This window comes from Streptomyces sp. NPDC059224 (assembly GCF_042754285.1).
In the GTDB taxonomy this organism is placed as follows: domain Bacteria; phylum Actinomycetota; class Actinomycetes; order Streptomycetales; family Streptomycetaceae; genus Streptomyces.
Window position 1 is genome coordinate 123,785 of record NZ_JBHZAN010000024.1, and the last position, 24,599, is coordinate 148,383.

Here is a 24,599-nt window from a genome sequence, read left to right on the forward strand (position 1 = left end):
CGGGTGGTTCCACCGGGTGGGGCCGCGTCTCTTCCTGGTCCACCCCAGGAGGAAAACACCAGTGCACACCAAGACCTTCTTGGCCGCGGCCGTCGGGCTCGGTCTCGTCACGCTGTCCGCGTGCGGGTCGTCCTCCGGCGATGCCGCGGACTCCAGGACCGTCACCCTGGTCAGCCACGACTCGTGGGCCGTCTCCAAGAACGTGCTCCAGGACTTCGAGAAGCGGTCCGGCTACAAGGTGCACGTCCTCAAGGACGGCGACGCAGGTCAGGCCGTCAACAAGGCCGTCCTCACCAAGGACAACCCGCAGGGCGACGTCTTCTTCGGCGTCGACAACACCCTGCTGTCCAGGGCCCTCGACAACGGGCTCTTCCAGCCGTACGAGGCCAAGGGGCTGGACCGGGTCGGCGCCGGCTACCAGCTCGACGCCGCCAAGCACCGGGTCACGCCCGTCGACTACGGCGACATCTGCGTCAACTACGACAAGGCCTACTTCAGCGAGCACAGGCTGACCCCGCCCGCCTCCTACGCCGACCTCGTCAAGCCGCAGTACAAGAACCTCCTCGTCACGGAGAACGCGGCCACCTCCTCGCCGGGCCTGGGATTCCTGCTCGGCAGCGCCGCCCAGTACGGCGACGGCGGATGGCAGGGCTACTGGAAGAAGCTCAAGGACAACGGCGTCAAGGTCGTCGACGGCTGGGAGCAGGCCTACAACGAGGAGTTCTCCGGCTCGGCCGGCGGGAAGAAGGCCAAGGGCGACCGGCCGCTCGTCGTGTCGTACGCCTCCTCCCCGCCCGCCGAGGTCATCTACGGCGACCCGAAGCCGAGCACCGCGCCCACCGGCGTCGCGACCGGCACCTGCTTCCGGCAGATCGAGTTCGCCGGGCTGCTGAGCAACGCCGGGAACACCAAGGGCGGCAAGGCGCTCATCGACTTCCTGGTCTCCAAGGAGTTCCAGGAGGACATGCCGTTGAACATGTTCGTGTATCCGGTCCTCAAGGGGGCGGCCGTGCCCGCCGAGTTCACGAAGTACGGGCCCGCCGCCCAGGACCCCGAGACCATGGCGCCCGAGAAGATCGCCGCCAACCGTGACCAGTGGGTCAAGACGTGGACCTCACTCGTACTCAAGTAGCGGGCGGGCGCGGCAGCGCGGCGCGGCTCGGCCTGATGGCCGTGCCCGTCGCGTTCTTCGCCGTCTTCTTCGCCTGGCCGGTCGCGGCGATCGTCACGCGCGGGCTGAAGACCGACGGGGGGTGGCGGCTCGGGCGGATCGCCGATGTCGTCGGCCAGTCGGACATCCGGCACGTCCTGTGGTTCACCACCTGGCAGGCGCTCGCCTCCACCGGGCTCACCCTGCTGGTGGCGCTGCCGGCCGCCTATGTCTTCGCCCGCCTGGACTTTCCGGGCAGACAGGTACTGCGGGCCGTGGTGACGGTGCCCTTCGTGCTGCCGACGGTGGTGGTCGGTACGGCGTTCCTGGCGCTGGTCGGCCGCGGCGGCCTGCTGGACGAGCTGTGGGGCGTACGACTGGACACCACTGTCTGGGCGATCCTGGTCGCGCACGTCTTCTTCAACTACGCGGTCGTCGTACGGACCGTGGGCGGACTGTGGGCGCAACTGGACCCGCGGCAGGAGGAAGCCGCGCGGATGCTGGGCGTCTCGCCGTTCGGCGCCTGGCGGAAGGTCACCCTGCCGGCGCTGGCGCCCGCCGTGGCCGCCGCCGCGCTGATGGTCTTCCTGTTCACCTTCACGTCCTTCGGTGTGGTGCAGATCCTCGGCGGACCGACCTTCTCCACCCTCGAAGTGGAGATCTACCGGCAGACCTCCGAGATCTTCGACCTCGCCACGGCCGCCGTCCTGACGATCGTGCAGTTCGTGGCGGTCGGCGCGATCCTCGCCGTGCACGCGTGGACGGTACGGCGGCGGGAGAGTGCGCTGCGGCTGGTGGACCCGTCGGTGACGGCGCGCCGGCCGCGTGGGGCCGGGCAGTGGGCGCTGCTCACGGGCGTCCTCGCGACCGTCGCCGTACTCCTCGTGCTGCCGCTGGCGGTGCTGGTGCGGCGGTCGCTCGACGGGGGATTCGGCTACTACCGGGCGCTGGGCGACGCCGACGGGGGCACCTTCCTGGTCGCGCCCGTCCAGTCGGTGGTCAATTCCCTCGAGTACGCCGTCGCCGCGACCGCCGTCGCCGTGGTGATCGGCGGGCTGGCCGCCGCCGCGCTGGCCCGGCGGGACGCGGGGCGGCTGGTTCGGGGCTTCGACGCGCTGCTGATGCTGCCGCTCGGGGTGTCCGCGGTGACGGTCGGCTTCGGGTTCCTGATCGCGCTCGACAGGCCGCCACTGGATCTGCGGCAGTCCTGGATCCTGGTGCCGCTCGCGCAGGCGCTGGTCGGGGTGCCGTTCGTGGTCCGCACCATGCTGCCCGTGCTGCGTGCCGTGGACGAACGGCTGCGGGAGGCGGCGGCCGTGCTCGGGGCCTCGCCGTGGCGGGTGTGGCGGGAGGTCGATCTGCCGATGGTGCGCCGGGCGCTGCTGGTCGCGGCGGGCTTCGCCTTCGCGGTGTCGCTCGGGGAGTTCGGGGCCACGGTGTTCATCGCCCGGCCGGACAACCCGACCCTGCCGGTGGCCGTGGCGCGGCTGCTGTCCCGCCCCGGCGATCTCAACTACGGCCAGGCGATGGCCCTTTCCACGATTCTGATGGTGGTGTGCGCGGTGGCGCTGCTGGTGCTGGAACGGCTGCGGACCGACCGGACGGGGGAGTTCTGATGCCGCTTCTCGAACTGGAGCAGGCCACCGTGCGGTTCGGCGGGCGGGCCGTGCTCGACGCCGTGGACCTCAAGGTCGCCGAGCACGAGGTGGTGTGTGTGCTCGGGCCGAGCGGGAGCGGCAAGTCGACGCTGCTGCGGGTGGTGGCGGGGTTGCAACCGCCCGATGCGGGCCGGGTGTTGCTCGACGGGCAGGACCAGGCGCGGGTACCGGCGCATCAGCGCGGGGTCGGGCTGATGTTCCAGGACCATCAGCTGTTCCCGCAGCGTGACGTGGGCGGGAACGTGGCCTTCGGGCTCCGGATGCGCGGTGCGGGCAAGGACCGGCAGGCCGAGCGGGTCGGTGAGCTGCTGGAGCTGGTCGGGCTGCCGGGGGCGGCCGGGCGGGCGGTGGCCGGGCTCTCCGGTGGTGAGCAGCAGCGGGTGGCGCTCGCCCGGGCACTGGCGCCCCGGCCCAGGCTGCTGATGCTCGACGAACCGCTGGGACAGCTCGACCGCTCGCTGCGGGAGCGGCTGGTGGTCGAACTGCGCGAGCTGTTCGGGCGGCTGGGTACGACCGTGCTCGCGGTCACGCACGACCAGGGCGAGGCCTTCGCGCTGGCCGACCGGGTGGTGGTGATGCGGGACGGACGGATCGCCCAGTCCGGCACCCCCCTCGATGTCTGGCAGCGGCCCGCCGACGCGTTCGTGGCGCGCTTCCTCGGCTTCGACAACGTGGTCCCGGCGACCGTCCAGGGGGCGGTCGCGGTGACGCCGTGGGGGAAGCTCCCGGTGCCCGGGAACGCGCCACAGGGGCCGCGCACCGTCCTGGTGCGGCCCGCGGGCGTGCGACTGGTGGCGGCCGGCGAGGGGCTGCCCTGCGCGGTGACCGCGCGCACCTTCCAGGGCACCCATGTCACCGTCCACCTCCAGCCCCGGGACGGCGGCCCGCGCCTGGCGGCGGCCTGCGCGCTGCGGGAGGCGCCGGCGGCCGGGGACACGGTGGGCGTCGAGTTCGACGCGGCGGAGACCGTCGTACTGGGCTGACGGCCTGGAGCACGGCCGAGGCCCGTCCCCCGGGGATGCGGGGACGGGCCTCGACGGTGTGCGAAGAGATGCAGTACCGCGGCTGGTGCGTCAGCTTCCGCTGTTCGCCCCACGACGGCGCATGCCGAACCACACGGCGCCGCCACCGACCACGACGAGCGCGCCCGCGACGCCGGCGATCAGGCCGGTGTTGGAGTTGGCACCGGTCTCGGCGAGGTTCGACTCACCGACCGCCGGGGACGGGGCGTTGTCCGACGCGCCCGCGGGGGCGGTGCTGCTGCTCTCCGAGGCCGACGGGGCCGGGGAGTCGGACTCGGCCGGGGTGGACGCGGACTCCGTCGGAGCCGGCGTGGCCGAATCCGACGGGGAGGGGCTGGCGCTCTCGTCGGACTTGCACGCCGTCGACGGGGTCGTCAGGTTGGGCGTGATGTCCTTGTCGATCTGGATCTTGCCGCTGTCGACCTTGACGTGAACGCGGTACTCCGCGTTCGGCTTCCAGGCCTCGGAGAAGGTGACCGTGGTGCCCGCGCGGGACCCCTTGACGGTCTGGGCGGTGCCGACCTGGTTGGCGTCGGCGCCGTTGCTCTCCAGGAAGACCGTGATGGTGGCCGAAGTACCGGAGGCGTCGATGTCCTTGACGTTGATGACACCGTTGGTGCCGTCGCAGGTGGCCTCGGCGGAGAAATCGGAGATGTTGCACGCGAGCGCGGAACCGGAGACGCCCAGCGTCAGCGCGGCCGACGCGGCGGCGACACCCAGGATGCGCACGGAACGACGTGCACTGCGGCGGGATATGGACACGTTTGTCCTTACTGAGTGCATAACTGCGGGGGGCTTGAAGGGGAGTTGACGCATCGCGAGGTGAGGCATCAGCAACCCCGGGAGACTCACAGGTCTATAAGTGTGCCGTAAGTACTGTCAATGCATATGCGGTCCACAGGTGTTGACTTTGCCTGCTTATTAACTGTCGAGACGTTTCAGCGCCTCGGAAGCCTGCTCGATCCGGTCAACCAGGGCGATACGGGACGCCATCGGCCGCTCCCGGGCAAGCGAGGTCAACAGCTGCCAGGCGGGCAGCCGTTCGCTCCAGTGCGCCTGGTTCACGAGCACCATCGGGGTCGGCTCGCCCCGTGACCCGTAGTAGTTGGGTGTCGCGTTGTCGAAGATCTCCTGCACGGTCCCGGCGGCGCCCGGCAGGAACACCACGCCGGCGTTGGAGCGGGCCAGCAGGCCGTCCTCGCGGGTGGCGTTGGCGAAGTACTTGGCGATGTGCGCGGCGAAGGCGTTCGGCGGCTCGTGGCCGTAGAACCAGGTGGGGATGCCGACCGAGGCACCGCCGTCCGGCCAGCGTTCGCGGACCTCGAAGGCCGCCCGGGCCCAGTCGGTGACCGAGGGCCGGAACGACGGCGCCTTGGCGAGGATCCGCAGCGCCTCCTCCAGCATCCCGTCGTCGAAGGGCGCCGCGTACGCGCCCAGGTTCGCCGCCTCCATCGCTCCCGGACCGCCCCCGGTGGCCACCGTGTAACCGGCGCGCGCCAGCTCCCGGCCGAGCCGGGCGGCCCCGCCGTACTCCGCCGTGCCGCGCGCCATCGCGTGCCCGCCCATGACGCCCACCACCCGGGCGCCGTCGAGGAGTTCGTCGAGCGCGTCGGAGACCGCGTCGTCGTGGATCGAGCGGAGCATCGAGGCGAATATGTCGCCGTCCGCCTTGGTCCGCTGGAACCAGGCGTACGAACGGGCGTCCGGGGTCGCCTCGTAGCCCTCGCCGAGCGCGTCGAACAGTTCGGCGGGTGTGTAGACGAAGGCGCGGTACGGATCGAAGGGGAGGCCGGGGACGGGCGGGAACACCAGGGCGCCCGAGGCGCGGACCCGGGCGGCGGCCTCGGCCGACATCGGGCAGCCGAGGAAGACCGCGCCGGCGGTGTCGGTGGTGAGCAGGGCGTCCGTACGGTCCGTCAGGTCGACGGTCTGGACGCGGTACTGGGCGAGCGTGGCGTGCGTGGCGACGACCTCGTCGAACTCGGCGAGGGACTCGATCTCACGGTCGTGGGCGGCACGGTGGGGCTGCGGCTGGGCGGGTGTCTGATGCACCCGCCCACCCTAGGCGTCAGCCCTGCACGGCCGCCGGGTCCATCCACACGACCTCCCAGCTGTGGCCGTCGAGGTCGTCGAAGGAACGGCCGTACATGAAGCCCTGGTCCTGGACGTCGTCGTTCGCCGTGCCGCCCGCCGCGACCGCCTTCTCCACCAGTTCGTCGACCTTCCCGCGGCTCTCCGCGCTCAGACAGATCAGCACCTCGCTGGTCTTGGTCGAGTCGGCGATCTCCTTCTTGGTGAAGTCGGCGTAGCGCTGCTTGCTCAGGAACATCGCGATGATCGTGTCGCTGATCACGACACAGGCGCAGTTGTCGTCGCTGAACTGCGGGTTGATCGAGTAGCCGAGCTCCGTGAAGAACTTCCGCGACGCGGCGACGTCGGCGGTGGCCAGGTTCACGAAGATCATCTGCTGGTACATGGGGGTCTCTCCCTCGGATGTCGTGCGGTTCGGGGGGACAGACCGAAGACGGGTGCGAAAGTCATCGGCGGGTTCGGATTTTGCTGCCGCGGTTCGTCCCTACGACGTCTCAGCGGCTGAGGGGCAGCGCGGCGAGGTCGGCGACCAGCAGGGTCGGCGGGGCGAAGAAGGCCAGCAGGGCGCCGGTGCGCAGGGCCGCGGCGCTGCGCAGCGCGGTGGCCGGGGCGCCGAGGCGGAGCAGGGCCGCGGTGGTGTCGGCGCGGGACTGGCGGGCCTCCACGGCCGCGGTCAGCAGGGTGGCCAGCGCACAGCCGGCGACCACGACACCGCCGAGGGTGGTGAGCGGGCCGAGGGCGAGGGCGTCGCCGTCGTCGTAGAGCGTGAGGGCCGCAAAGCCCGCGGACGCCACCGCGCAGACGACGCCGAGCGGGCGGCCGATCCGGGTGGCCTCCGCCATCAGGCCCCGGCCGGCCAGCAGGCGGAGGGCGCCGGGACGGAGGGTCTGCAGCAGGCGGCCGCAGAGGTGGGTGAGGCCGGGGGCGGCGAGGACCAGGCCCAGGGCGGTGAGCGCCCAGCCGGCGAGGACGCCGACGGGGCTCACGGCCAGGCCGCCGGGGAGGGTGGTGCGGGGGGTGGCGCCGGCGTAGGACTCCACGGCGAGGCCCGCGGCGAGTACGGCGATGCCCCAGGGCAGGCCGCTGGGCGACTTGCCGAGCGCCGTCGGCTCCGGTGCGGCCGCGGGGGGCGGGGCTTCCCCCGCCGGCGCCTGCCGGGTGGCGTCCCCGGCGGGGACGTCCGCGGCCGGCGCCGCCGTGCCGGTGGCGCGGCCTGCCGTGGACGGTGCCGCGGGGCGCGGCACGGCGGTGAAGAGGCGGGCCCCGAAGCGTCCGTACACACCCGCCCGGTCCGCCGGCCCCGGCAGGTCCCTCGGGCGCAGGGTCACCGCCACCGCCGCGGAGGCGAGCACCGGGAGCACGGCCAGGAGGGTCAGGGCCGCCGGGACGGGCAGGGACCTGTTCGCCGCCAGGAAGTCCTTCGCCGCGCCGTCGAAGGGCATGCCCGTGAGGTCTCCGCGCAGGTGCAGGAAGACCAGGAGGGCCAGCAGCGAGCCCAGGGTGCAGGCCAGGGCCGTGTTCAGGGCGGCGACGGCCATCAGGCGGCCCGGGCCCAGTCCCAGGGCGGACAGGCCCGGGCGCGGCCTGGTGCCGGGGTCGGTGCGGGCGACCGCGATCGCGAGGTACACCGTGGCGGCGAGCGGGATCGCGCACCACGACAGGCGCAGCAGCGCGGCCGTGGAGTGGGTCGGGTGGACCATCGCGTAGCCGAGGGCGGACAGCAGCAGGAAGCCCGTACCGCCGGCCGCCGCGGCCACCAGGAGGCGGCGCAGGTGGACGGCCGGGCGGGCGGCGCGGCTCATACGGAGAGCGAGCACTCGGCCCGGCCTTCCGTCTCGGGGACCGGCGGCAGGTGGAGGGTGTTCACCCGGCGCCCGTCCAGGAGCGCGACGGTGCGGTCGGCGAGCGCCGCCGTCTCGGCGTCGTGCGTGGCGAGGACGACCGTGATGCCGTGCGAGCGGGCCGCCGTGGTGAGGGTGCGCAGCACGTGGGCGCGGTCGGCGCGGTGCAGCGGCGCGGTCGGTTCGTCCGCGAAGAGGATCGTGGGGGAGGGGGCGAGCGCGCGGGCGACGCAGACGCGCTGGCGCTCGGACTGCTGGAGCTCCGCCGGGTGGCGACGGGCCCGGTCTCCGACGTCGAGGCGCTCCAGCCACTCCAGTGCGGCCACCTTGGCCCGGCGGCGGCCGGTGCCCCGCAGCATCAGCGGCAGGGCGGTGTTCTCCCAGACGTTCAGCTCGGGGACCAGCGCGGGGGCCGGGTCGATCCAGCCGAAGCGGTCGCGGCGGAGCCGCTCGCGGGTGAGCGGGCCCATCCGGTGTACGGCCATGCTGTTGAACCAGACCTCGCCGTGCTGCGCCGGGACCAGACCGGACAGGCACCTCAGCAGCGTGGTCTTGCCACTGCCGCGCGGGCCGCTGACGGCGAGGATCTCGCCCTCCCGCACACCGAGCGAGACACCGGTGACACCGGGCGAGCCGTCCTGGTGGCGGAAGTGCAGGGAGCGTGCCCACAGCACGTCGTTGTCCGGCGGGGCCTCCATGGGCGTACACCTCGGTTCTGATCCGTTTCCGCGCGTCCGATCCCCCGTCCGGGGGAACGAAGGCTGGGCCGATCGGTCACGTGCACGCTAGGCAGGTCGGGGGCCGAGCCCGGACAGCACACGGCCCCGGGCCTCCGTTCTCACTCGAACGGACGGCACCGGGGCCGGATCGGACCGCTGATCCGATGATCAGAGCTTCGTCCACGCCTCCGTCAGCGTGGCGCGCAGGATCTGCTCGATCTCGTCGAAGGTCTCCTGGTCGGAGATCAGCGGCGGGGCGAGCTGGACGACCGGGTCGCCGCGGTCGTCGGCACGGCAGTACAGGCCGTTCTCGAACAGCGCCTTGGAGAGGAAGCCGTACAGGACGCGCTCGGTCTCCTCGTCGTTGAAGGACTCCTTGGTGTTCTTGTCCTTCACCAGCTCGATGCCGTAGAAGAAGCCGTTGCCGCGGACGTCGCCGACGATCGGCAGGTCGTGCAGCTTCTGCAGGGTGGACAGGAACGCGCCCTCGTTGTCGAGCACGTGCTGGTTGATGTTCTCGCGCTCGAACAGGTCGAGGTTGGCGAGACCCACCGCCGCGGAGACCGGGTGGCCGCCGAAGGTGTAGCCGTGCAGGAAGGTGTTGTCGCCCTTGTAGAACGGCTCGGCGATCCTGTCGGAGACGATGCAGGCGCCGATCGGGGAGTAGCCCGAGGTCATGCCCTTGGCGCAGGTGATCATGTCCGGGACGTAGCCGAACTTGTCGCAGGCGAACATCGTGCCCAGCCGGCCGAAGGCGCAGATGACCTCGTCGGAGACGAGCAGCACGTCGTACTTGTCGCAGATCTCGCGGACCCGCTGGAAGTAGCCGGGCGGGGGCGGGAAGCAGCCGCCGGCGTTCTGCACGGGCTCCAGGAAGACCGCGGCGACGGTGTCCGCGCCCTCGAAGAGGATCTCCTGCTCGATCTGGTCGGCGGCCCAGCGGCCGAAGGCCTCCGGGTCGTCGCCGAAGAGCGGGGCGCGGTAGATGTTGGTGTTCGGGACCTTGTGCGCGCCGGGGACCAGCGGCTCGAAGGGGGCCTTCAGGCCCGGCAGGCCGGTGATGGACAGGGCGCCCTGCGGGGTGCCGTGGTAGGCGACCGCGCGGGAGATGACCTTGTACTTGGTCGGCTTGCCCTGCAGCTTGAAGTACTGCTTGGCGAGCTTCCAGGCGGTCTCCACGGCCTCGCCGCCGCCCGTGGTGAAGAAGACCTTGTTCAGGTCGCCGGGGGCGTAGTCGGCCAGCCGCTCCGCGAGCTCGACGGCCTTCGGGTGGGCGTACGACCACACCGGGAAGAACGCCAGTTCCTGGGCCTGCTTGAAGGCGGTCTCGGCGAGTTCCGTGCGGCCGTGACCGGCCTGGACCACGAACAGGCCCGCGAGACCGTCGAGGTAGCGCTTGCCCTTGTCGTCGTAGATGTAGGTGCCCTCACCCCGGACGATGGTCGGGACGGGCGAGTTCTCGTACGAGGACATGCGGGTGAAGTGCATCCACAGGTGGTCGTACGCGGTGCGGCTGAGGTCCTTCTGGGTCACGGTTATCGGGTTCCCCACATGTAGGTCTGCTTCTTCAGCTTCAGGTAGACGAAGCTCTCGGTGGAGCGCACGCCGGGCAGCGCCCGGATGCGTTTGTTGATGACGTCCAGCAGGTGGTCGTCGTCCTCGCAGACGATCTCCGCGAGGATGTCGAACGAGCCCGCGGTCATCACCACGTACTCGACTTCCGACATGGCCGTCAGCGCGTCCGCGATCGACTCGACATCGCCCTCGACGTTGACGCCGACCATCGCCTGCCTGCGGAAGCCCACGGTGAGCGGGTCCGTCACGGCGACGATCTGCATCACGCCCTGGTCCAGCAGCTTCTGGACGCGCTGGCGCACGGCCGCCTCCGACAGGCCGACGGCCTTGCCGATCGCGGCGTACGGCCGGCGGCCGTCCTCCTGGAGCTGCTGGATGATGGCGAGGGAAACGGCGTCCAACTGCGGGGTGCCGTTCCTGGACTCGCGGGAGGAGTCCCTCTGGTCTGCGCTTCGACTGGCCACGGCCTCACTGTGCACGACGTCTCGACGGTTCCGCAAGGCCGTAGCGATGAAATTCGTTGTTTACGGTAGCTGGTATTGCGGATTTCGCAGAGGGGATGCCGGTGGGGGTGTTGAAAACGTGGGATCTCGGATTACTGTGGTGTCTCAGTCAATGGACACCCGAACTTGGAGGGCCGGCAGTGAGCACCGAGCTGCGTCGTCTGCGCAACTACATCGACGGTGAGTTCCGGGACGCCGCCGACGGACGGACCACCGAGGTGGTCAACCCCGCGACGGGCGAGGCGTACGCGACGGCGCCGCTGTCCGGGGCGTCGGACGTCGACGCGGCCATGGCGGCCGCCGCGGCGGCCTTCCCGGCGTGGCGGGACAGCACGCCCGCCGAGCGCCAGAAGTACCTCCTGAAGATCGCCGACGCGTTCGAGGAGCGCGCCGAGGAGCTCATCGCGGCCGAGGTGGAGAACACGGGCAAGCCCGTCGGGCTGACCCGCTCCGAGGAGATCCCGCCGATGGTCGACCAGATCCGCTTCTTCGCGGGTGCCGCGCGGATGCTGGAGGGCCGCTCGGCCGGCGAGTACATGGAGGGGCTCACCTCCATCGTCCGCCGCGAACCGATCGGTGTCTGCGCGCAGGTCGCGCCCTGGAACTACCCGATGATGATGGCCGTGTGGAAGTTCGCCCCGGCGCTCGCCGCGGGCAACACGGTCGTACTCAAGCCGTCCGACACCACCCCGGCGTCGACGGTCCTGATGGCCGAGATCCTCGGCGGCATCCTCCCCAAGGGCGTCTTCAACGTCGTCACCGGCGACCGTGACACCGGCCGTCTCATGGTCGAGCACCCGACTCCGGCGATGGCCTCCATCACCGGCTCCGTGCGCGCCGGCATGCAGGTCGCCGAGTCCGCCTCCAAGGACCTCAAGCGGGTCCACCTGGAGCTGGGCGGCAAGGCGCCGGTCGTCGTCTTCGAGGACACCGACATCGCCAAGGCCGTCGAGGACATCTCCGTCGCGGGCTTCTTCAACGCCGGCCAGGACTGCACGGCCGCCACCCGCGTCCTCGTCCAGGAGTCCATCCACGACGAGTTCGTCGCCGCGCTCGCCAAGGCCGCGGCCGAGACGAAGACCGGGCAGCCGGACGACGAGGACGTGCTGTTCGGCCCCCTGAACAACCCCAACCAGCTCAAGCAGGTCTCCGGGTTCATCGAGCGGCTGCCCGCCCACGCCAAGGTCGAGGCCGGCGGACAGCGGGTCGGCGACAAGGGCTACTTCTACGCCCCGACCGTCGTCTCCGGGCTCAAGCAGGACGACGAGATCATCCAGAACGAGGTCTTCGGGCCGGTCATCACCGTCCAGTCCTTCACGGACGAGGACCAGGCCACCGAGTGGGCCAACGGCGTCGAGTACGCGCTGGCCTCCTCCGTGTGGACCAAGGACCACGGGCGGGCGATGCGGATGTCCAAGAAGCTGGACTTCGGCTGCGTGTGGATCAACACGCACATCCCGCTGGTCGCGGAGATGCCGCACGGCGGGTTCAAGAAGTCCGGCTACGGCAAGGACCTGTCGGGGTACGGGTTCGAGGACTACACGCGGATCAAGCACGTGATGACGTCGCTGGACGCGTAGGTCCGGATGCGGCGCGGTGGGGGCCGGGGCTGGTCGCCCGGGTTCCCGCGCCGCCGGGTACGTGGCGCTGCCCGGGGACGAGGAGTCCCCGGGCAGCGCTTTGCCGTCGGCCCCCGGTGACCGGCCGTGCGAGCCCCCGGTGACCCGCCGTGCAAGCCGTGTCGACCCAGGTCATCGACAAGGTGTCCGGTCCGCGTCAGAGGGCTCGACGCAGCGTCGATTGCCCGGCCGCGGGCAGGCGGGACATGCTTCAGGTGTGCCCCAGAATCCCTCTCGAACGCCCGGGCCGTCCCGTCGCTCCCTGTTGCGCGCGCTCGGCGGTGCCGCCGCGCTGGGCGCCCTGGCCGGCTGCGGGGTGCCCGCCGCCTACGTCAAGGCCGACGACCGCGACGTCACCGACGTGTCCGCCCGGGACCGCAGGCTGGTCTTCGCGAACTGGCCGCTGTACATCGACGTCGACGACGACGACCCGAACAAGCGGCCCACCCTCGACGCCTTCGAGAAGCAGACCGGGATCTCCGTCGACTACATCGAGGAGATCAACGACAACGACGAGTTCTTCGGCAAGATCAGCCCGGCGCTGATGAACCACCAGTCCACCGGCCGCGACCTGATCGTCATCAGCGACTGGATGTGCGCGCGGTTCGTCCGGCTCGGCTGGGTCCAGAAGATGGACCGCGCCCACCAGCCGAACGTGGCGAGGTACCTGGACCCGCTGCTCCGCTCGCCCGCCTTCGACCCGGGCCGCCGGTACACGGTGCCCTGGCAGTCGGGCATCACCGGCATCGCCTACAACCACCGCAAGCTGGGCCGCGAGATCCGGCACGTCAAGGACCTGTGGGCGAGCGACCTCAAGGGCCGGGTGACCCTGCTCTCCGGTCTCGACGAGGCGTTCGCGCTGCTGATGCAGGGCAACGGAGTGGACATCACCCAGTGGACCGCCGACGACTTCTACGACGTCTGCGACGAGGTGGACAAGCAGGTGGCCCGCGGCCAGATCCGCCGCTTCACCGGCAACGACTACACCAAGGACCTGGTCAGCGGCGACGTGCTGGCCTGCCAGGCGTACTCCGGTGACGTGATTCAGCTGCAGGCCGACAACCCCGACATCCGCTTCCTCGTCCCGGAGGAGGGCGCGGAGCTGTGGTCGGACTCCCTGATGATCCCGGACCGCGCCGACCACAAGGTCAACGCCGAGCGCCTGGTCGACCACTACTACGAGCCCGAGGTCGCCGCCCGGCTGGCCGCCTGGGTCAACTACGTCTGCCCCGTCCCGGCGGCCCGGCAGGTGCTCGCCGACTCCAAGGACAAGGACACCGCGGCCCTCGCCGAGAACCCCCTGATCTTCCCGAACACGGCGATGCGCAGGCGCCTCGCCATCGCCCGCGACATCACCTCGGCCGAACGCGTGGACTTCGCGAAGCGGTGGAACAAGATCGTGGGGCTGTAGGCGCCGGCCTGTGGTCGCCGGGCCGGCCGGGGACCATGCGTGAGGCCGGTGATCTGCTCGGCGATCATCCCGAAGCCCGGCGGCACCGGGTGAAGAAGCACGATGTCCGGGCTGCCCCGCAGGCTCCTGCCACCCGTGACGAGTCCGCACGGGCTCGGCAGCCGGAAAAGGAGAACGGCGAGCTACGGCGGGTGAACGAGGTACTCGAGGCCGCGGCTGTTTCTTTCGCACCGGCACCCGCCCGCGACCCGCGCGCCGAACCTTTCAGCGGCGCCTCACCGTGAGGCGGGCCGTCACCGATCACCCCGGCGTTCGGTGGACGGGGACACGGCCGTGCTCACCTGCTCCCTGATCGGGCAGCCGGGCCGTTCGCCACGGTGTCGGCGCTCCTCAAGGGCACCCCCGCAGTGCGTCCCCCAACCCTGTGGACGAAGCCGGTGTCTCCTGTTCGGTGACGGCCCGCCTCAGGGCGTGGCGCCGGCCGGCCCATCGCTGATCAACAGGTGGAGGCGGTTCAGGTGGCGCGCACGCCGGGCCTGTTCGTGGACCAGGCCGGGGCAGCAGGGGTGAGCCTTGGCTTCGCTCCGACCAGTGCACGGTCGATGTCGTCAGCCGTGATAGCAGTGCAGGACAGGGTCTTGAGCACGGAGTATCGCGACTCCACGCTCACCCGTGAAAGCGACTGCCGCACGGTGAGCGGCGTGACCGGCTGCCTAAGGGCTGTCCCGTAATCCCCGGCGGGCGCACGACGACAGCTACGGCACCTCGCAGCGTTGTCGGGCTCGCCCGAATACGCCCAGTATGAGGACGACCCTCCGCCTTGCGATGCACCGCATCTGACGCCGCGCGCTGATCCACCAGGGATTACGGGACAGCCCTTACTCCCGCACCATCTCAGCGGTTTGGAGGCGTTGTGCGTCCTGAACCGGTGGGACTCCGAACATACGCCGGTACTCGCGGCTGAACTGCGACGGGCTGTTGTACCCCACGGTGGCACCAATCGCGGCGACGTCATGTGGCGCTGCGATGAGTTGCAGGCGGGCCTTTTGCAGTCGCAGCTGCTTCTGGTATTGCAGCGGACTCATGGCGGTCACCGCGCGGAAGTGCCGGTTGAGTGAAGAGACGCTTGTGTTGACTTCGTCGGCGAGGTCGTCGATCCGGATCACTTCGTCGTAGTGGGCCGTGATCCATGTGATGGCGCGGGCGACGAGGGACACACGGCTATCGGCCAGGCCGATCTGTCTGACCAGGCCGCCTTGGGGTCCGTTCAGCAGGCGCCAGTGAATCTCGCGTTGCACGCCAGGAGCGAGAATCGCGAGGTCACGTGGCTCGTCCAGCAGGCGCAGCAGTCGGGCGACAGCATCCAGTAGTTTGTCGTCGGCGTCGCTGGTAGCGATGCCGGGCCCGTCGTGAGGGCGGAACGCAGTGGAGCCGGCCTCCATCAGCAGTTCGGCGATGGTCGCGGATCGTAGCGGCAGTCCGAACGCGAGAAACGGCTCGTCGAACGTGGCGCGTGTGATCTGAGAGGTCAGCGGGAGATCGACGGTCACAACGAGGTACTGGCTCGCGTGGTAATCGAGAATGCGGTCATTGAGTATGGAGCGTTTCGCCCCCTGGAGGACCAGAGCGAACGTGGGCTCGACGACCACGCCCAGAGGTTCGGTCACATGCCGGGCCGAGAACACCGTCATTCCTTCGATCGCCAACGGTCGCTGGCTGACTGCGGCGAGTCGCGCAATCCGGTGACGCAGTTCATCAAGGTGGTCCACTACGCCAGGAGACCATGAGCGCCTGCGCTCGGGCAACGTGATGCACGCAGGTTTGAGCGTATCGTGCAAGGAATTGCGCAGGCTGTTCTAGGTGGCTTGCGCCGAGTGGGCTCCAATGGAGGAACACAGAGAAACGGTATCCACGCCGCCGCCTCATGGCTCCGGTCGCCAGATCGCGGGCGCGGACGGATGACCGATACGCCGAAGCCGGGGGCATGCCGTTTCGCGTGGTGACGTACATCCCCATCAGCTTGGAGATTCACAATGACCCTCGATTCCTTCGCCACGCTGGGCCGCTCGGGGCTGCGAATAAGCCCGTTCACGCTGGGAACAATGACATTCGGTGAGGATCACGGTTGGGGTTGCAGCCCGGAAGAGGCCAGGAACATCATCGCCGCCTATCTGGACAGGGGCGGCAACTCGATCGACACGGCCAACATCTACACCAACGGCCATGCCGAGAAGATCGTCGGCGACTACTTCGCCGAGCGGCCCGGACTTCGCGATCGAGTCGTTCTGGGCACGAAGTTCTTCGGCAACCTGTACGAAAATGACCCCAACGGCGGCGGAGCCGGCCGTAAGGCAATCGTGCAGCAGCTCGAGAACTCGCTCCGACGCCTCCAGACCGACTATGTCGACATTTACTGGCTGCACAACTTCGACCCCTCCACGCCCGTGGAGGAGACCCTTCGCGCCCTGGACGACTTGGTCAGCGACGGCAAGGTTCGCTACGTCGGCTTCTCCGACGTGCCCGCGTGGGCGACGGCCGAAGCAGCCACCATCGGGCGCTTCCGAGGCTGGGCTCCCATCACCGCATTGCAACTGGAGTACTCCCTGCTCGAGCGGACCTCGGAGGGGGAGCTCCTCCCCATGGCCCAGGCCCTGGGCATGGGTGTCATGGCCTGGGGGCCGCTGAAGAGCGGGTTCCTGTCCGGTAAGTACTCCAGCAGCAGCACCCTCCCCGTGGACACTGCCCGCGCACAACTGGTCGGCACCCCCAGCGAGACCGACTACATCGTCATTGACGCCCTCAACACCGTCGCCGGCGAGGTGGGCGCGAGTCCCGCCCAAGTAGCCCTGGCCTGGGTCCACGCGCGATCCGGAATTGCCTCCACTCTGATCGGCGCGCGTCGCCTGGACCAGTTTGAGGCCAATCTGGGCGCTCTGGAGGTCGCCCTCACCGAGACTCAGCGCGCCACCCTCGACGAGGTGTCCGCTCCCGCCCTGAACTTCCCGGCTGACAACAACAGGATGCTGGCCCGCATGCTGCAGTTCACGGGAGCGACAGTGGACGGAGTCCCGTCGATCGTGTCGCCGCTGCTGCAGATCAGCGACGCCCGCTACTGACCTCGGTTCCAGTTCCCGAGATGCAATGTGAAAACGAAGGACAGATATGACCAAGCAGTTCGCTGACAGGTCGGTGCTCATCACCGGCGGTGGGAGCGGCATAGGGCGGGCGTCAGCCCTGGCGCTGGCCGCCGAGGGGGCGCTGGTGACGGTCGCGGGCCGTACGGTGGAAACCCTGCAGGAGACCGTCAGCCAGATTGAGGCCCGCGGTGGCTCGGCTCGCTACGTGGTGGCGGACATCACCGACGAGTCCCAGGTGGAAATGGCCGTCCGCACTGCGGCCGACGGCACCGGCCGCCTAGACCTTGCCGTGAACAACGCGGGCTATGACGGCGAGTACCAACTCACCACGGAATACTCGACCGAGATGCTCGACCACATGATCGCCCTCAACGTGCGCGGCGTCTTCCTGTCGATGAAGTACGAGCTGCAGCACATGGTCGCTCAAGGGGCCGGCGCGATCGTGAACATGTCCTCAGGTGCGGGGCTGGTGGGCGTCGCGGGGTTCTCTGGCTATACGGCCACCAAGGCTGCGGAGATCGCGATGACCAAGAGCTCCGCGCTTGAGGCCGCACCGCACGGCATCCGCATCAACGCCGTATGCCCCGGCCTCGTGGACACTCCCATGATCGCAACCCTGGACGACCAGACGCGGAAGTCACTCGCCGACGCTCACCCCCTCGGCAGGATCGCCCGTGCCGAGGAGATCGCCGACGCTGTCGTTTGGCTCTGCTCCGGCAAGTCGAGCTTTGTCACCGGCATCGCACTGCCCGTCGATGGCGGCTACTCCGTTCCCTGACCCTGGGACCGGAATCTCCGGACATCCTGTGGCCATCTGCCATGGGGGATGGCCACAGGTTCCGTTGTTGGAATCGACCAAGCGACGGCCTGGCAGGGATAGGTCTCGGCCGCAGTCTTTGAGTCGACGCTGCAGGGGCTGGGCGTCTGGCGACACTCCGTATCCGGTGCTGTGACCGCATGGGTCGCCGGCAGCGGTCGTGCAGGATTACGACTTCTCGTTCCAGCCCGAGCTCGCCCCCCACGAGGTCAAGGACCTGGCCCCCCTCTCCTTCGTCGAGGCCAAGGCGACGCAGCCCTGCTCGGACCGCCGGGAGTGGGCGGCGCCTGACCAGCAAACTCGGAAGCTACCTGCGGCCAGCCGTCCTCGTCCTGGACGAAGTCGGCTACTTAGTCAGTCGGCCGGGCGCCCTCGGGGAGTTCGGCCGGGTAGTCCTGGTCGGAGTCGGCCGAGCGGCTCACCTGTTCCCAGGTGCCGGCCTCCTCCAGTTGGGCACGCGAGTAGCTCTGCGCCATCTCGACGGCGTCGACGCCGAGGAGCAGGTGCGTGGGCGGGTTCGGTGACTTGACGACCCGGACCAGGATCTCCCCGGCACGCCTCGGGTCGCCGGCGGCGGCACCGCCCAGCCGGCGGACCATCTCCCCGACGGTCGGCTCGTACTCCGGGGCCACCTCGGGGATCCGCATCGAGGGGCCGGCCCAGTCGGTGGCGAAGCCGCTGGGTTCCACGACCAGGCAGTGGATGCCGAAGGGCGCGGTCTCGGCCGCGAGGACCCGGGTGAAGCCGTCCACGGCGAACTTGGCGGCCTGGTAGGAGCCGAGGCCGGGGGTGGAGCCGACGCGGCCGCCGATGGAGGAGAACTGCACGATGGTGCCGCCGCCCTGGGCCCTGAGGAGCGGGAGCGCGGCGGTGGAGACGTTGTAGACGCCCCAGAAGTTGGTGTCGAACTGGCGGCGGAAGTCCTCCTCCGGGGTCGTCTGCACGGCGGCGAGGTTGGCGTATCCGGCGTTGTTGACCACGACGTCGACCCGGCCGAAGCGGTCGACGGCGGCCCGCAGGGCGGCCTCGGCGGCGGGCCGGTCGGTGACGTCGAGTGCGACGGGCAGGACGCGGTCGCCGTACTTCTCGACGAGGCCGTCCAGCTGCTCGGGCCTGCGGGCGGTGGCGACGACGTCGTCGCCGGCCTCCAGGGCGGCGATCGCGAGGTTTGGTCCGCCGCCCCGGGGGGTGGCGGGGATGTAACAGGTGTGAGTGGTGGGGGAAGTCATGACGGCAGCACAACACGGTTTCGTTATTAGTGCAACCGTGTTGTGTTAAGCGTCTCGTCGGGCGCCGCGGTGTTCAGGGGTGCCGTGGCACTCCGCCCGTCCCGGCCGTCGTGTTCAGGGCGTGGTCGATGAAGCGCCGGGCGGCCGGGGGCAGGGAGCGGGCGGCCAGGCGGGCGACGCCGATGTCCCGCGCGGCCCGTACGTCGGTGAGCCTGAGGTAGCGGATGGGCAGGTCCGGGTTGGTCTCCGGGGCCGCGGTGGCCTCCGGCGCGGCCGGGATCAGGGAGACGCCGAGACCGGACGCGACGAGTCCGCGCAGCGTCTCCACCTCCTCGCCCTCGAAGCCGACCAGGGGGCTGAACCCGGCCTGGTGGCACAGGGTCTCGGTGACACTGCGCAGCCCGTAGCCCGGCTTGAGCACGATGAACTGCTCGTCGGCCACCTCGGCCAGCCGCACCCGCCGTCGCTGCGCGAGCCGGTGCCGGGCGGGGACCGCCAGCCACAGGGGCTCGACCAGGAGCCGCCGCCAGGTGATCAGCGGATGGCCGGGGTCCTTGCCGGTGATGATCAGGTCCGCGGTGGAGTCCAGGAGGTGCTGGGCGAGACCGTTCTCGTCGGCCTGGTGCAGTTCGAACCGGACGGCGGCGAAGCGCTGCCGGAATCCGGTGACCAGTGTGGGTACGAGCCAGGTGCCCAGGGTGTGCAGGAAGGCCAGCGAAACCACGCCCGTGTCGGGGTCGACGACCTCGGCCACCGCCCGCCGTCCCCGGTCGTAGCTGTCCAGCAGGGTGTCGACGTACTCCTTGAACACGCGCCCGGCCGGGGTGGGCCGCAGGACCCGGCCGACCCGCTGGAGGAGTTCCGCGCCGACCTCGCCCTCCAGCCGGTTCAGGGCCCGGGAGAGCGCGGGCTGGGTGATGTGCGCGGCCGCCGCGGCCTCGGTGACGGTCGCCCCCTCGGCCACGGCCTGGAAGGAGCGCAGTACCTGGAGATCCATGCTCCTATTCTCCCGCCGCATCGGACGGGCCGTACGCAGACCGTGGGTGCATGTGGGGGAGTGGTGCGGGAATTGCTCCGCCGGCCGCCGCCGGGGCGCGCGGTGGGTCAGACGGCCTTGATCGGCGGGTAGACGGGCTTCCATATCGCCGCCCGCACCCGGTCCTGCACCGAGTCGTCCACCGCCACGCGCGCCACCCCGTCGTCGGCGGCGGCGCGGGCCACCGCGACCGCCACGGCGACCGAGGTCTCGCGCAGCTGGTCGGTGAGGGGCAGGATCGGCGCTCCGGGGCCGGTGGCGTCGGTCCGGCCGGCGACGGCGTGCGCGGCGGCGGCCAGCATGCCGTCGGTGACCCGGGTGGCCCGGGCGACGATCGCGCCGAGTCCGAGGCCGGGGAAGATCAGCGCGTTGTTGGCCTGCCCGATCTCGTACCGGACCCCGTCCTGCTCGACCGGGCGGAACGGGCTGCCGGTGGCGATCAGGGCGCGGCCGTCCGTCCAGGCCAGCAGGTCGGCCGGGACCGCCTCGGCCAGGTCGGTCGGGTTGGACATCGGCAGCACGATCGGGCGGTCGGTGTGGGCGGCCATCGTACGGACGATGTCCTCGGTGAAGGAGCCGCCCTGGCCGGAGGTGCCGATCAGGACCGTCGGCCGCACCCGCGCGACGGTCTCGGCCAGTGCGACGCCCCCGATCTTCTCGTCCCGGTGCCAGTCGGCGACCTCGGCGGCGGGACGGGCGTAGGGGACCTGGAAGTCGCGCAGCCCCTCCTGGTCGTCGGTGAGCAGGCCGAAGCGGTCCACGGCGTAGATGCGGGCGGTGGCCTCCTCGGCGGTCAGCCCGTCGGCGACCATGGCGTCGCGCAGCTGGTCGGCGATGCCGATGCCGGCGGTGCCCGCTCCGAAGATCACCGCGCGGTGGTCGCGCAGCGCGATCCCGCTGGCCCTCACCCCGGAGAGCACGGCGGCGAGGTTGACGGCGCCGGTGCCCTGGACGTCGTCGTTGAAGGTGAACTCGTTCGGACGGTAACGCTCCAGGATCCGGCGGGCGTTGGCGGCGCCGAAGTCCTCCCAGTGCAGCAGGGCGTCAGGGAAGAGCCGGCGGGCGGTGGTGACGTAGGCGTCGATGAAGGCGTCGTACGTCTCCCGGTCCACCCGCGGGTGCCGGTTGCCCAGGTAGAGCGGGCTCTCCAGGAGTTCCTGGCGGTTGGTGCCGACGTCCAGCATGACCGCCAGGGTGCGGTTCGGGTCGATGCCCGCGGCGGCGGTGTAGACGGCGAGCTTGCCCACCGAGATGTCGATACCGCCCACGCCCCAGTCGCCGATGCCGAGGATGGCCTCGCCGTCCGTGGCGACGATCAGGTCGACGTCGTTGGGGCCCAGGCCGGTGGCCGTGAGCGCGCCCTCGATGTCCTCCGGCTCGTCCACCGACAGGTACACGCCGGCCGGGCGCCGGTACTCGTTGCTGTAGCGCTGGATCGCCCGGCCGACGGTCGGCGTGTAGACGATGGGCAGCATCTCGTCGAGGTGGTCACCGAGCAGCCGGTAGAAGAGCACCTGGTTGCGGTCGTGCAGCGCGGTGAGATTGACGTTCTTGGCCAGGTCGGTCGGCTGGGCCGCGTATTGCTGGTACGCCCGCTCGGCCTGTTGTTCCAGGGTCAGCACCGCCGTCGGCACGAGGCCCACCAGGCCCAGTGACCGCCGTTCCTCCCGGGTGAAGGCGGTGCCCCGGTTGAGGCGGGGCTGGGAGAGCACGGCACGGCCGCGCGCGGTCGTCTCGATGTGCCCCTCGGCTGCGTTCCACTGGGTCCTCATGATCGGCTCCTGGTCGGAGGAACAGGTGATGTCCGCAAGCCTCGGCCGTCGGCACGCATACGTCCAATGCCTGCATGGACGCCAATCGATGACCAGGAGGCATGTCCGGCGCGCCATCTGCACGCTTTGCGAACCCCTGGCGATCGGCCGGTCAGCGTTTCATGACGTGGCTCGCGGCGGGTCGCCTGTTCCATTACCCGAGGGCATTCCTCACCGGCGGAGGCTTGTGCTCGCTGAGCAAAGAGGAGCCCCGGAAGGCGGCCCGTGCCCTCGCGCCGAGGACGTGCCGGCGACGGTCTGCTTGCCGGCGGGCTCCGCCGCGGAGACGCCGGCCCGCCGGATCCCGACCGTGGTCGGCGGGGATCCCCTAGGCCGCCGGCCGGAGCAGTCCCGACTCGTACGCGAAGGTCACCGCCTGCACGCGGGCGCGGGCGCCGATCTTCGCCAGGACGTTGCTGACGTGGGTCTTCACCGTGGTCGGGGCGATGGACAGCCACTGCGCGATCTCGGCGTTGGACCAGCCGGAGGCCACGGCGACCAGGACATCGTGCTCGCGCCCGGTGAGGGCGCCGAGCCCCGGAGTGCGGGGGAGGGGGCGGACCGTGTGCTGCTCGCGGACCGCGTCGATGAGCGCACGTGTCAGACCCGGCGTGATGACGGCGTCCCCGGCGGCCACCACCTTGATGGCAGCGGTCAGTTCGGCCGGGTCGGCGTCGTCGAGCAGGAAGCCGCCGGCGCCCGCGCGCAGGGCGGCCCAGGCCTCCGCCTCCTGCTCGGCCGGGGTCAGCACCAGGACCCGGGGGGCGAGGGTCTCCTCCGCGGCGGCGGGGAAGCCGGGGGTCCGGGTGGTCCTGGGGGCGGGGTGGGTGAGGCGCCGGATGGTCTCGGTGCCGGCCGCCCCTGACAGCCGGCCGTCCATGAGGACGACGTCCGGGCGGAGTTCGGCACTCGCACGGATCGCCCCGTCCCCGTCCGTCGCCTCTCCGGCGACGGTCAGGCCCGGCTCGGCGGTGAGGAGCATGCGCAGGGCGAGGCGCTGGAGGGATTGGTCGTTGACGACGAGTACGGAGACCATGCCTGTCTTCTCCATGCGAGGTCCGTTCCGTAAACGAAACTGTTTCGTTCACATGCTACGCCGGGATCGGCCGCCCCGGGAGAGGGGGTTCGCCCACTAGGTCCCCGCCGGAGCCGGATTCACTCCGACGTGTTCACCTGGCCCGGACCAGCCCCCTGTCGTACCCCGTGATCACGGCCTGGACCCGGTGCCGCGCCCCGGGCCTTCGCGATCGCGCGGCCACCCGTCCGTCTCCTCGATCGTGGCGTCGGTCGCGGCGACCGAGTGGACGAGGGTCCGGCTCAGGGCCCGGGTTCCGGCGGGCTCCGCGCCGCAGCCGTACCGGGAGCCCGACCTGAGCCGGTCCACCCGGCCGCCGTAAGCGAACCGCTGCAACCCGGCGCCGTGGACGGCTCCTTCGATGTGTGCCGGGGCCGTGGACATCTTCTCCGGCCACGGTCCCGGCGGCACGATCCGCCCGCGGAGGAGGGAGGCCGGCAGCCGTTCCAGGTCGGCGGCGGTGGAGATCATGTCGCCGGCCGCGAAAGCGGGCCTCCCGGATCCCGGCGGGGCGGAGTACGAGCCGGCCGGCCACGGAGGCGTACGAGCGCCCGGTCACCTACGTAGCGGTGCGCGTACTGCGCGACGAAGGAGCCGGCGAAGCCGTCGCCCGCCCGGACGCCGCTGGTGTGGTTGGGCAACTTCCCTACGGTGAGGCGCCGGAAGGCGGGGTTGAACAGCCCGGAAGTCAGTGCTGCACGGGGGCGCCGAGATCGACGCGGTGCTCCGGCGCGAGCGACGGCACCGCCGCCGTCACCTTCGTCGTCGAACCGGCCCGGAAGCGGGCGCCCGGGTCCGCCTCGCGGCGGCTCGTCAGGCCGTGCACGCCGACACTGCCGCGCCAGGTGCCGTCGGTGCCGCCCACCCGGACGAGTGCGGCGCGCAGGACCTCGGTGTGCGGACCGGCGGCGGTCGCTCAGCGGTCGGTGAGGTGGCGGCGGAGCGAGTCGAGCATGTCCACCCGGTTCGTGGTGACGGAGTCGACGCCCATGTCCAGCAGACGGCGCATCGAGCGGCGGGTGTCCGGGGTCCAGCACGAGACCAGGTGGCCGTTGCGATGGACGTGCTCGGTCAGGGCGTGGTCGAGCAGGGTGAAGCGGTAGTTGAGGTAGCGGGGGCGGATCACGTCCAGGAGTGCCGGGCGCACCGGCGCCAGTGTCTTGCGGGTCAGGGCGATCTCCGCCGCCGCGTCGGACCGGCGGCGGTCGCTCAGCGGTCGGTGAGGTGGCGGCGGAGCGAGTCGAGCATGTCCACCCGGTTCGTGGTGACGGAGTCGACGCCCATGTCCAGCAGACGGCGCATCGAGCGGCGGGTGTCCGGGGTCCAGCACGAGACCAGGTGGCCGTTGCGATGGACGTGCTCGGTCAGGGCGTGGTCGAGCAGGGTGAAGCGGTAGTTGAGGTAGCGGGGGCGGATCACGTCCAGGAGTGCCGGGCGCACCGGCGCCAGTGTCTTGCGGGTCAGGGCGATCTCCGCCGCCGCGTCCGCCGCCCGTACCGCCAGCATCGCCGCCGCGTCTCCCGTGTAGTAGACGCGGTCCGCCGCACCGCTCTCCCGGGCCACGGCGACGATCCTCGCCACCGCCCGCTCGCCCGGACCGCCGGGCAGGTCGATCATCACCCGGCTGTCCACCGCCGCCAGCGCCTCGGCGAGCGTCGGTACACCGCCCTCCGTGAGACCGCGCACCTCGTCCGCGGACAGCGCGCTCAGCGGGCGTTCGACCCCCCACAGGCGCTTCAGGGTCGCGTCGTGCAGGAGGACGGGGACGCCGTCACGCGTCAGCCGTACGTCGATCTCCACCGCGTCCGCGCCCTGTTGGAGCGCGGAACGCAGGGAGGCCGGCGTGTTCTCGCGGAAGCGGTAGGGGTCGCCGCGGTGGGCGACGGCGGTCACGGTCTGCATGGG

At 70.8% G+C, this 24,599-nt stretch carries 22 protein-coding genes and 2 pseudogenes; 8 read left to right on the plus strand and 16 right to left on the minus strand.

Features of this window, described 5'->3' with window-relative positions; translation table 11 throughout:
- Positions 1–61 precede the first annotated feature (61 nt).
- From ACFXI4_RS26675 to ACFXI4_RS26685, 3 genes are read left to right on the plus strand one after another with little or no spacing between them, the layout of a single operon-like run.
- A complete protein-coding gene (locus ACFXI4_RS26675; protein ID WP_384995394.1) occupies positions 62–1,132 on the plus strand; it encodes a thiamine ABC transporter substrate binding subunit in 1,071 nt (356 codons plus the stop codon).
- A 35-nt stretch (positions 1,133–1,167) separates the two neighbouring features.
- Positions 1,168–2,766: an ABC transporter permease gene (locus ACFXI4_RS26680; RefSeq protein WP_384995496.1), complete on the plus strand. Its 1,599-nt coding sequence runs from the start codon at positions 1,168–1,170 to the stop codon at positions 2,764–2,766.
- Entirely contained in the window at positions 2,766–3,791 is a 1,026-nt protein-coding gene (locus tag ACFXI4_RS26685) for an ABC transporter ATP-binding protein (RefSeq protein ID WP_384995397.1), read from the plus strand. The genes ACFXI4_RS26680 and ACFXI4_RS26685 overlap by 1 nt, the downstream gene beginning before the upstream one ends.
- A 90-nt stretch (positions 3,792–3,881) precedes the next feature.
- Here the strand turns inward: ACFXI4_RS26685 and ACFXI4_RS26690 are convergent, their stop codons facing one another.
- The 7 genes from ACFXI4_RS26690 to ACFXI4_RS26720 all read right to left on the minus strand — a co-directional run bounded on the left by ACFXI4_RS26690 (position 3,882) and on the right by ACFXI4_RS26720 (position 10,535).
- Positions 3,882–4,613, minus strand: a complete 732-nt coding sequence (locus ACFXI4_RS26690; RefSeq protein ID WP_384995399.1) for an LAETG motif-containing sortase-dependent surface protein — start codon at positions 4,611–4,613, stop codon at positions 3,882–3,884.
- Between the two features lie 138 nt (positions 4,614–4,751).
- Entirely contained in the window at positions 4,752–5,882 is a 1,131-nt protein-coding gene (locus ACFXI4_RS26695; protein WP_384995401.1) for an LOG family protein, read from the minus strand.
- Positions 5,883–5,898: 16 nt separating this feature from the next.
- Complete coding sequence (locus tag ACFXI4_RS26700; protein ID WP_384995403.1) at positions 5,899–6,306, minus strand: VOC family protein; 408 nt, start codon at positions 6,304–6,306, stop codon at positions 5,899–5,901.
- A 109-nt stretch (positions 6,307–6,415) separates the two neighbouring features.
- The gene (locus ACFXI4_RS26705) at positions 6,416–7,738 is read right to left on the minus strand and encodes a hypothetical protein (RefSeq protein WP_384995405.1); all 1,323 of its coding nucleotides are present in this window, start codon (positions 7,736–7,738) and stop codon (positions 6,416–6,418) included.
- Positions 7,720–8,460 (minus strand): ABC transporter ATP-binding protein, encoded by a 741-nt coding sequence (locus ACFXI4_RS26710; protein ID WP_384995408.1) that lies wholly within the window; start codon positions 8,458–8,460, stop codon positions 7,720–7,722. The genes ACFXI4_RS26705 and ACFXI4_RS26710 overlap by 19 nt, the downstream gene beginning before the upstream one ends.
- A 189-nt stretch (positions 8,461–8,649) precedes the next feature.
- Positions 8,650–10,032 carry an aspartate aminotransferase family protein gene (locus ACFXI4_RS26715; RefSeq protein WP_384995411.1) on the minus strand — a complete coding sequence of 461 codons (1,383 nt, stop codon included), beginning with the start codon at positions 10,030–10,032 and terminating at the stop codon, positions 8,650–8,652.
- Entirely contained in the window at positions 10,017–10,535 is a 519-nt protein-coding gene (locus tag ACFXI4_RS26720) for an Lrp/AsnC family transcriptional regulator (RefSeq protein WP_384995413.1), read from the minus strand. Before ACFXI4_RS26720 ends, ACFXI4_RS26715 begins: the two co-directional genes overlap by 16 nt.
- 164 nt (positions 10,536–10,699) lie before the next feature.
- Here ACFXI4_RS26720 and ACFXI4_RS26725 point away from each other — a divergent pair, with 164 nt between their 5' ends.
- Both ACFXI4_RS26725 and ACFXI4_RS26730 read left to right on the plus strand, forming a co-directional pair.
- Positions 10,700–12,139, plus strand: coding sequence for a gamma-aminobutyraldehyde dehydrogenase (locus tag ACFXI4_RS26725; RefSeq protein ID WP_384995416.1), 1,440 nt, complete (start codon positions 10,700–10,702; stop codon positions 12,137–12,139).
- Between the two features lie 256 nt (positions 12,140–12,395).
- Complete coding sequence (locus tag ACFXI4_RS26730; protein ID WP_384995418.1) at positions 12,396–13,589, plus strand: spermidine/putrescine ABC transporter substrate-binding protein; 1,194 nt, start codon at positions 12,396–12,398, stop codon at positions 13,587–13,589.
- A gap of 878 nt (positions 13,590–14,467) precedes the next feature.
- Here ACFXI4_RS26730 and ACFXI4_RS26735 read toward each other — a convergent pair.
- On the minus strand, positions 14,468–15,280 hold the full coding sequence (locus ACFXI4_RS26735; protein WP_384995499.1) for an AraC family transcriptional regulator N-terminal domain-containing protein: 813 nt from the start codon (positions 15,278–15,280) through the stop codon (positions 14,468–14,470).
- 342 nt (positions 15,281–15,622) lie between these two features.
- Here ACFXI4_RS26735 and ACFXI4_RS26740 point away from each other — a divergent pair, with 342 nt between their 5' ends.
- From ACFXI4_RS26740 to ACFXI4_RS26750, 3 genes and pseudogenes are all read left to right on the plus strand, one after another.
- On the plus strand, positions 15,623–16,705 hold the full coding sequence (locus ACFXI4_RS26740) for an aldo/keto reductase (protein ID WP_362723248.1): 1,083 nt from the start codon (positions 15,623–15,625) through the stop codon (positions 16,703–16,705).
- A 46-nt stretch (positions 16,706–16,751) separates the two neighbouring features.
- Positions 16,752–17,504, plus strand: a complete 753-nt coding sequence (locus ACFXI4_RS26745) for an SDR family NAD(P)-dependent oxidoreductase (RefSeq protein ID WP_384995421.1) — start codon at positions 16,752–16,754, stop codon at positions 17,502–17,504.
- A 199-nt stretch (positions 17,505–17,703) separates the two neighbouring features.
- A pseudogene (locus ACFXI4_RS26750) lies at positions 17,704–17,893 on the plus strand (ATP-binding protein); the annotation flags it as partial.
- On the opposite strand, the gene ACFXI4_RS26755 reads toward ACFXI4_RS26750, so the two are convergent.
- The 8 genes and pseudogenes from ACFXI4_RS26755 to ACFXI4_RS26790 all read right to left on the minus strand — a co-directional run bounded on the left by ACFXI4_RS26755 (position 17,894) and on the right by ACFXI4_RS26790 (position 24,596).
- On the minus strand, positions 17,894–18,772 hold the full coding sequence (locus tag ACFXI4_RS26755; protein WP_384995423.1) for an SDR family NAD(P)-dependent oxidoreductase: 879 nt from the start codon (positions 18,770–18,772) through the stop codon (positions 17,894–17,896).
- Between the two features lie 73 nt (positions 18,773–18,845).
- On the minus strand, positions 18,846–19,769 hold the full coding sequence (locus tag ACFXI4_RS26760) for a LysR family transcriptional regulator (protein WP_362723252.1): 924 nt from the start codon (positions 19,767–19,769) through the stop codon (positions 18,846–18,848).
- A 107-nt stretch (positions 19,770–19,876) separates the two neighbouring features.
- The gene (locus ACFXI4_RS26765) at positions 19,877–21,580 is read right to left on the minus strand and encodes an NAD-dependent malic enzyme (RefSeq protein WP_384995427.1); all 1,704 of its coding nucleotides are present in this window, start codon (positions 21,578–21,580) and stop codon (positions 19,877–19,879) included.
- 367 nt (positions 21,581–21,947) lie between these two features.
- The gene (locus ACFXI4_RS26770; protein ID WP_384995501.1) at positions 21,948–22,655 is read right to left on the minus strand and encodes a LuxR C-terminal-related transcriptional regulator; all 708 of its coding nucleotides are present in this window, start codon (positions 22,653–22,655) and stop codon (positions 21,948–21,950) included.
- A gap of 171 nt (positions 22,656–22,826) precedes the next feature.
- Positions 22,827–23,165 (minus strand): hypothetical protein, encoded by a 339-nt coding sequence (locus ACFXI4_RS26775; RefSeq protein ID WP_384995430.1) that lies wholly within the window; start codon positions 23,163–23,165, stop codon positions 22,827–22,829.
- A 217-nt stretch (positions 23,166–23,382) separates the two neighbouring features.
- On the minus strand, positions 23,383–23,559 hold the full coding sequence (locus ACFXI4_RS26780) for a hypothetical protein (protein ID WP_384995433.1): 177 nt from the start codon (positions 23,557–23,559) through the stop codon (positions 23,383–23,385).
- 51 nt (positions 23,560–23,610) lie between these two features.
- A pseudogene (locus ACFXI4_RS26785) lies at positions 23,611–23,886 on the minus strand (glycerophosphodiester phosphodiesterase); the annotation flags it as partial.
- A 17-nt stretch (positions 23,887–23,903) separates the two neighbouring features.
- Entirely contained in the window at positions 23,904–24,596 is a 693-nt protein-coding gene (locus ACFXI4_RS26790; RefSeq protein WP_362726254.1) for a glycerophosphodiester phosphodiesterase, read from the minus strand.
- Positions 24,597–24,599: the final 3 nt, after the last annotated feature.

Bases quoted from the DNA above. Each gene is read 5' to 3' on its own strand.
- ACFXI4_RS26680 (WP_384995496.1), top strand. From the start codon at position 1,168: ATGGCCGTGCCCGTCGCGTTCTTCGCCGTCTTCTTCGCCTGGCCGGTC.
- ACFXI4_RS26685 (WP_384995397.1), top strand. From the start codon at position 2,766: ATGCCGCTTCTCGAACTGGAGCAGGCCACCGTGCGGTTCGGCGGGCGG.
- ACFXI4_RS26690 (WP_384995399.1), bottom strand. From the start codon at position 4,613: ATGCACTCAGTAAGGACAAACGTGTCCATATCCCGCCGCAGTGCACGT.
- ACFXI4_RS26700 (WP_384995403.1), bottom strand. From the start codon at position 6,306: ATGTACCAGCAGATGATCTTCGTGAACCTGGCCACCGCCGACGTCGCC.
- ACFXI4_RS26710 (WP_384995408.1), bottom strand. From the start codon at position 8,460: ATGGAGGCCCCGCCGGACAACGACGTGCTGTGGGCACGCTCCCTGCAC.
- ACFXI4_RS26735 (WP_384995499.1), bottom strand. From the start codon at position 15,280: ATGACGGTGTTCTCGGCCCGGCATGTGACCGAACCTCTGGGCGTGGTC.
- ACFXI4_RS26740 (WP_362723248.1), top strand. From the start codon at position 15,623: ATGACCCTCGATTCCTTCGCCACGCTGGGCCGCTCGGGGCTGCGAATA.
- ACFXI4_RS26745 (WP_384995421.1), top strand. From the start codon at position 16,752: ATGACCAAGCAGTTCGCTGACAGGTCGGTGCTCATCACCGGCGGTGGG.
- ACFXI4_RS26755 (WP_384995423.1), bottom strand. From the start codon at position 18,772: ATGACTTCCCCCACCACTCACACCTGTTACATCCCCGCCACCCCCCGG.
- ACFXI4_RS26760 (WP_362723252.1), bottom strand. From the start codon at position 19,769: ATGGATCTCCAGGTACTGCGCTCCTTCCAGGCCGTGGCCGAGGGGGCG.
- ACFXI4_RS26765 (WP_384995427.1), bottom strand. From the start codon at position 21,580: ATGAGGACCCAGTGGAACGCAGCCGAGGGGCACATCGAGACGACCGCG.
- ACFXI4_RS26770 (WP_384995501.1), bottom strand. From the start codon at position 22,655: ATGGTCTCCGTACTCGTCGTCAACGACCAATCCCTCCAGCGCCTCGCC.
- ACFXI4_RS26775 (WP_384995430.1), bottom strand. From the start codon at position 23,165: ATGATCTCCACCGCCGCCGACCTGGAACGGCTGCCGGCCTCCCTCCTC.
- ACFXI4_RS26790 (WP_362726254.1), bottom strand. From the start codon at position 24,596: ATGCAGACCGTGACCGCCGTCGCCCACCGCGGCGACCCCTACCGCTTC.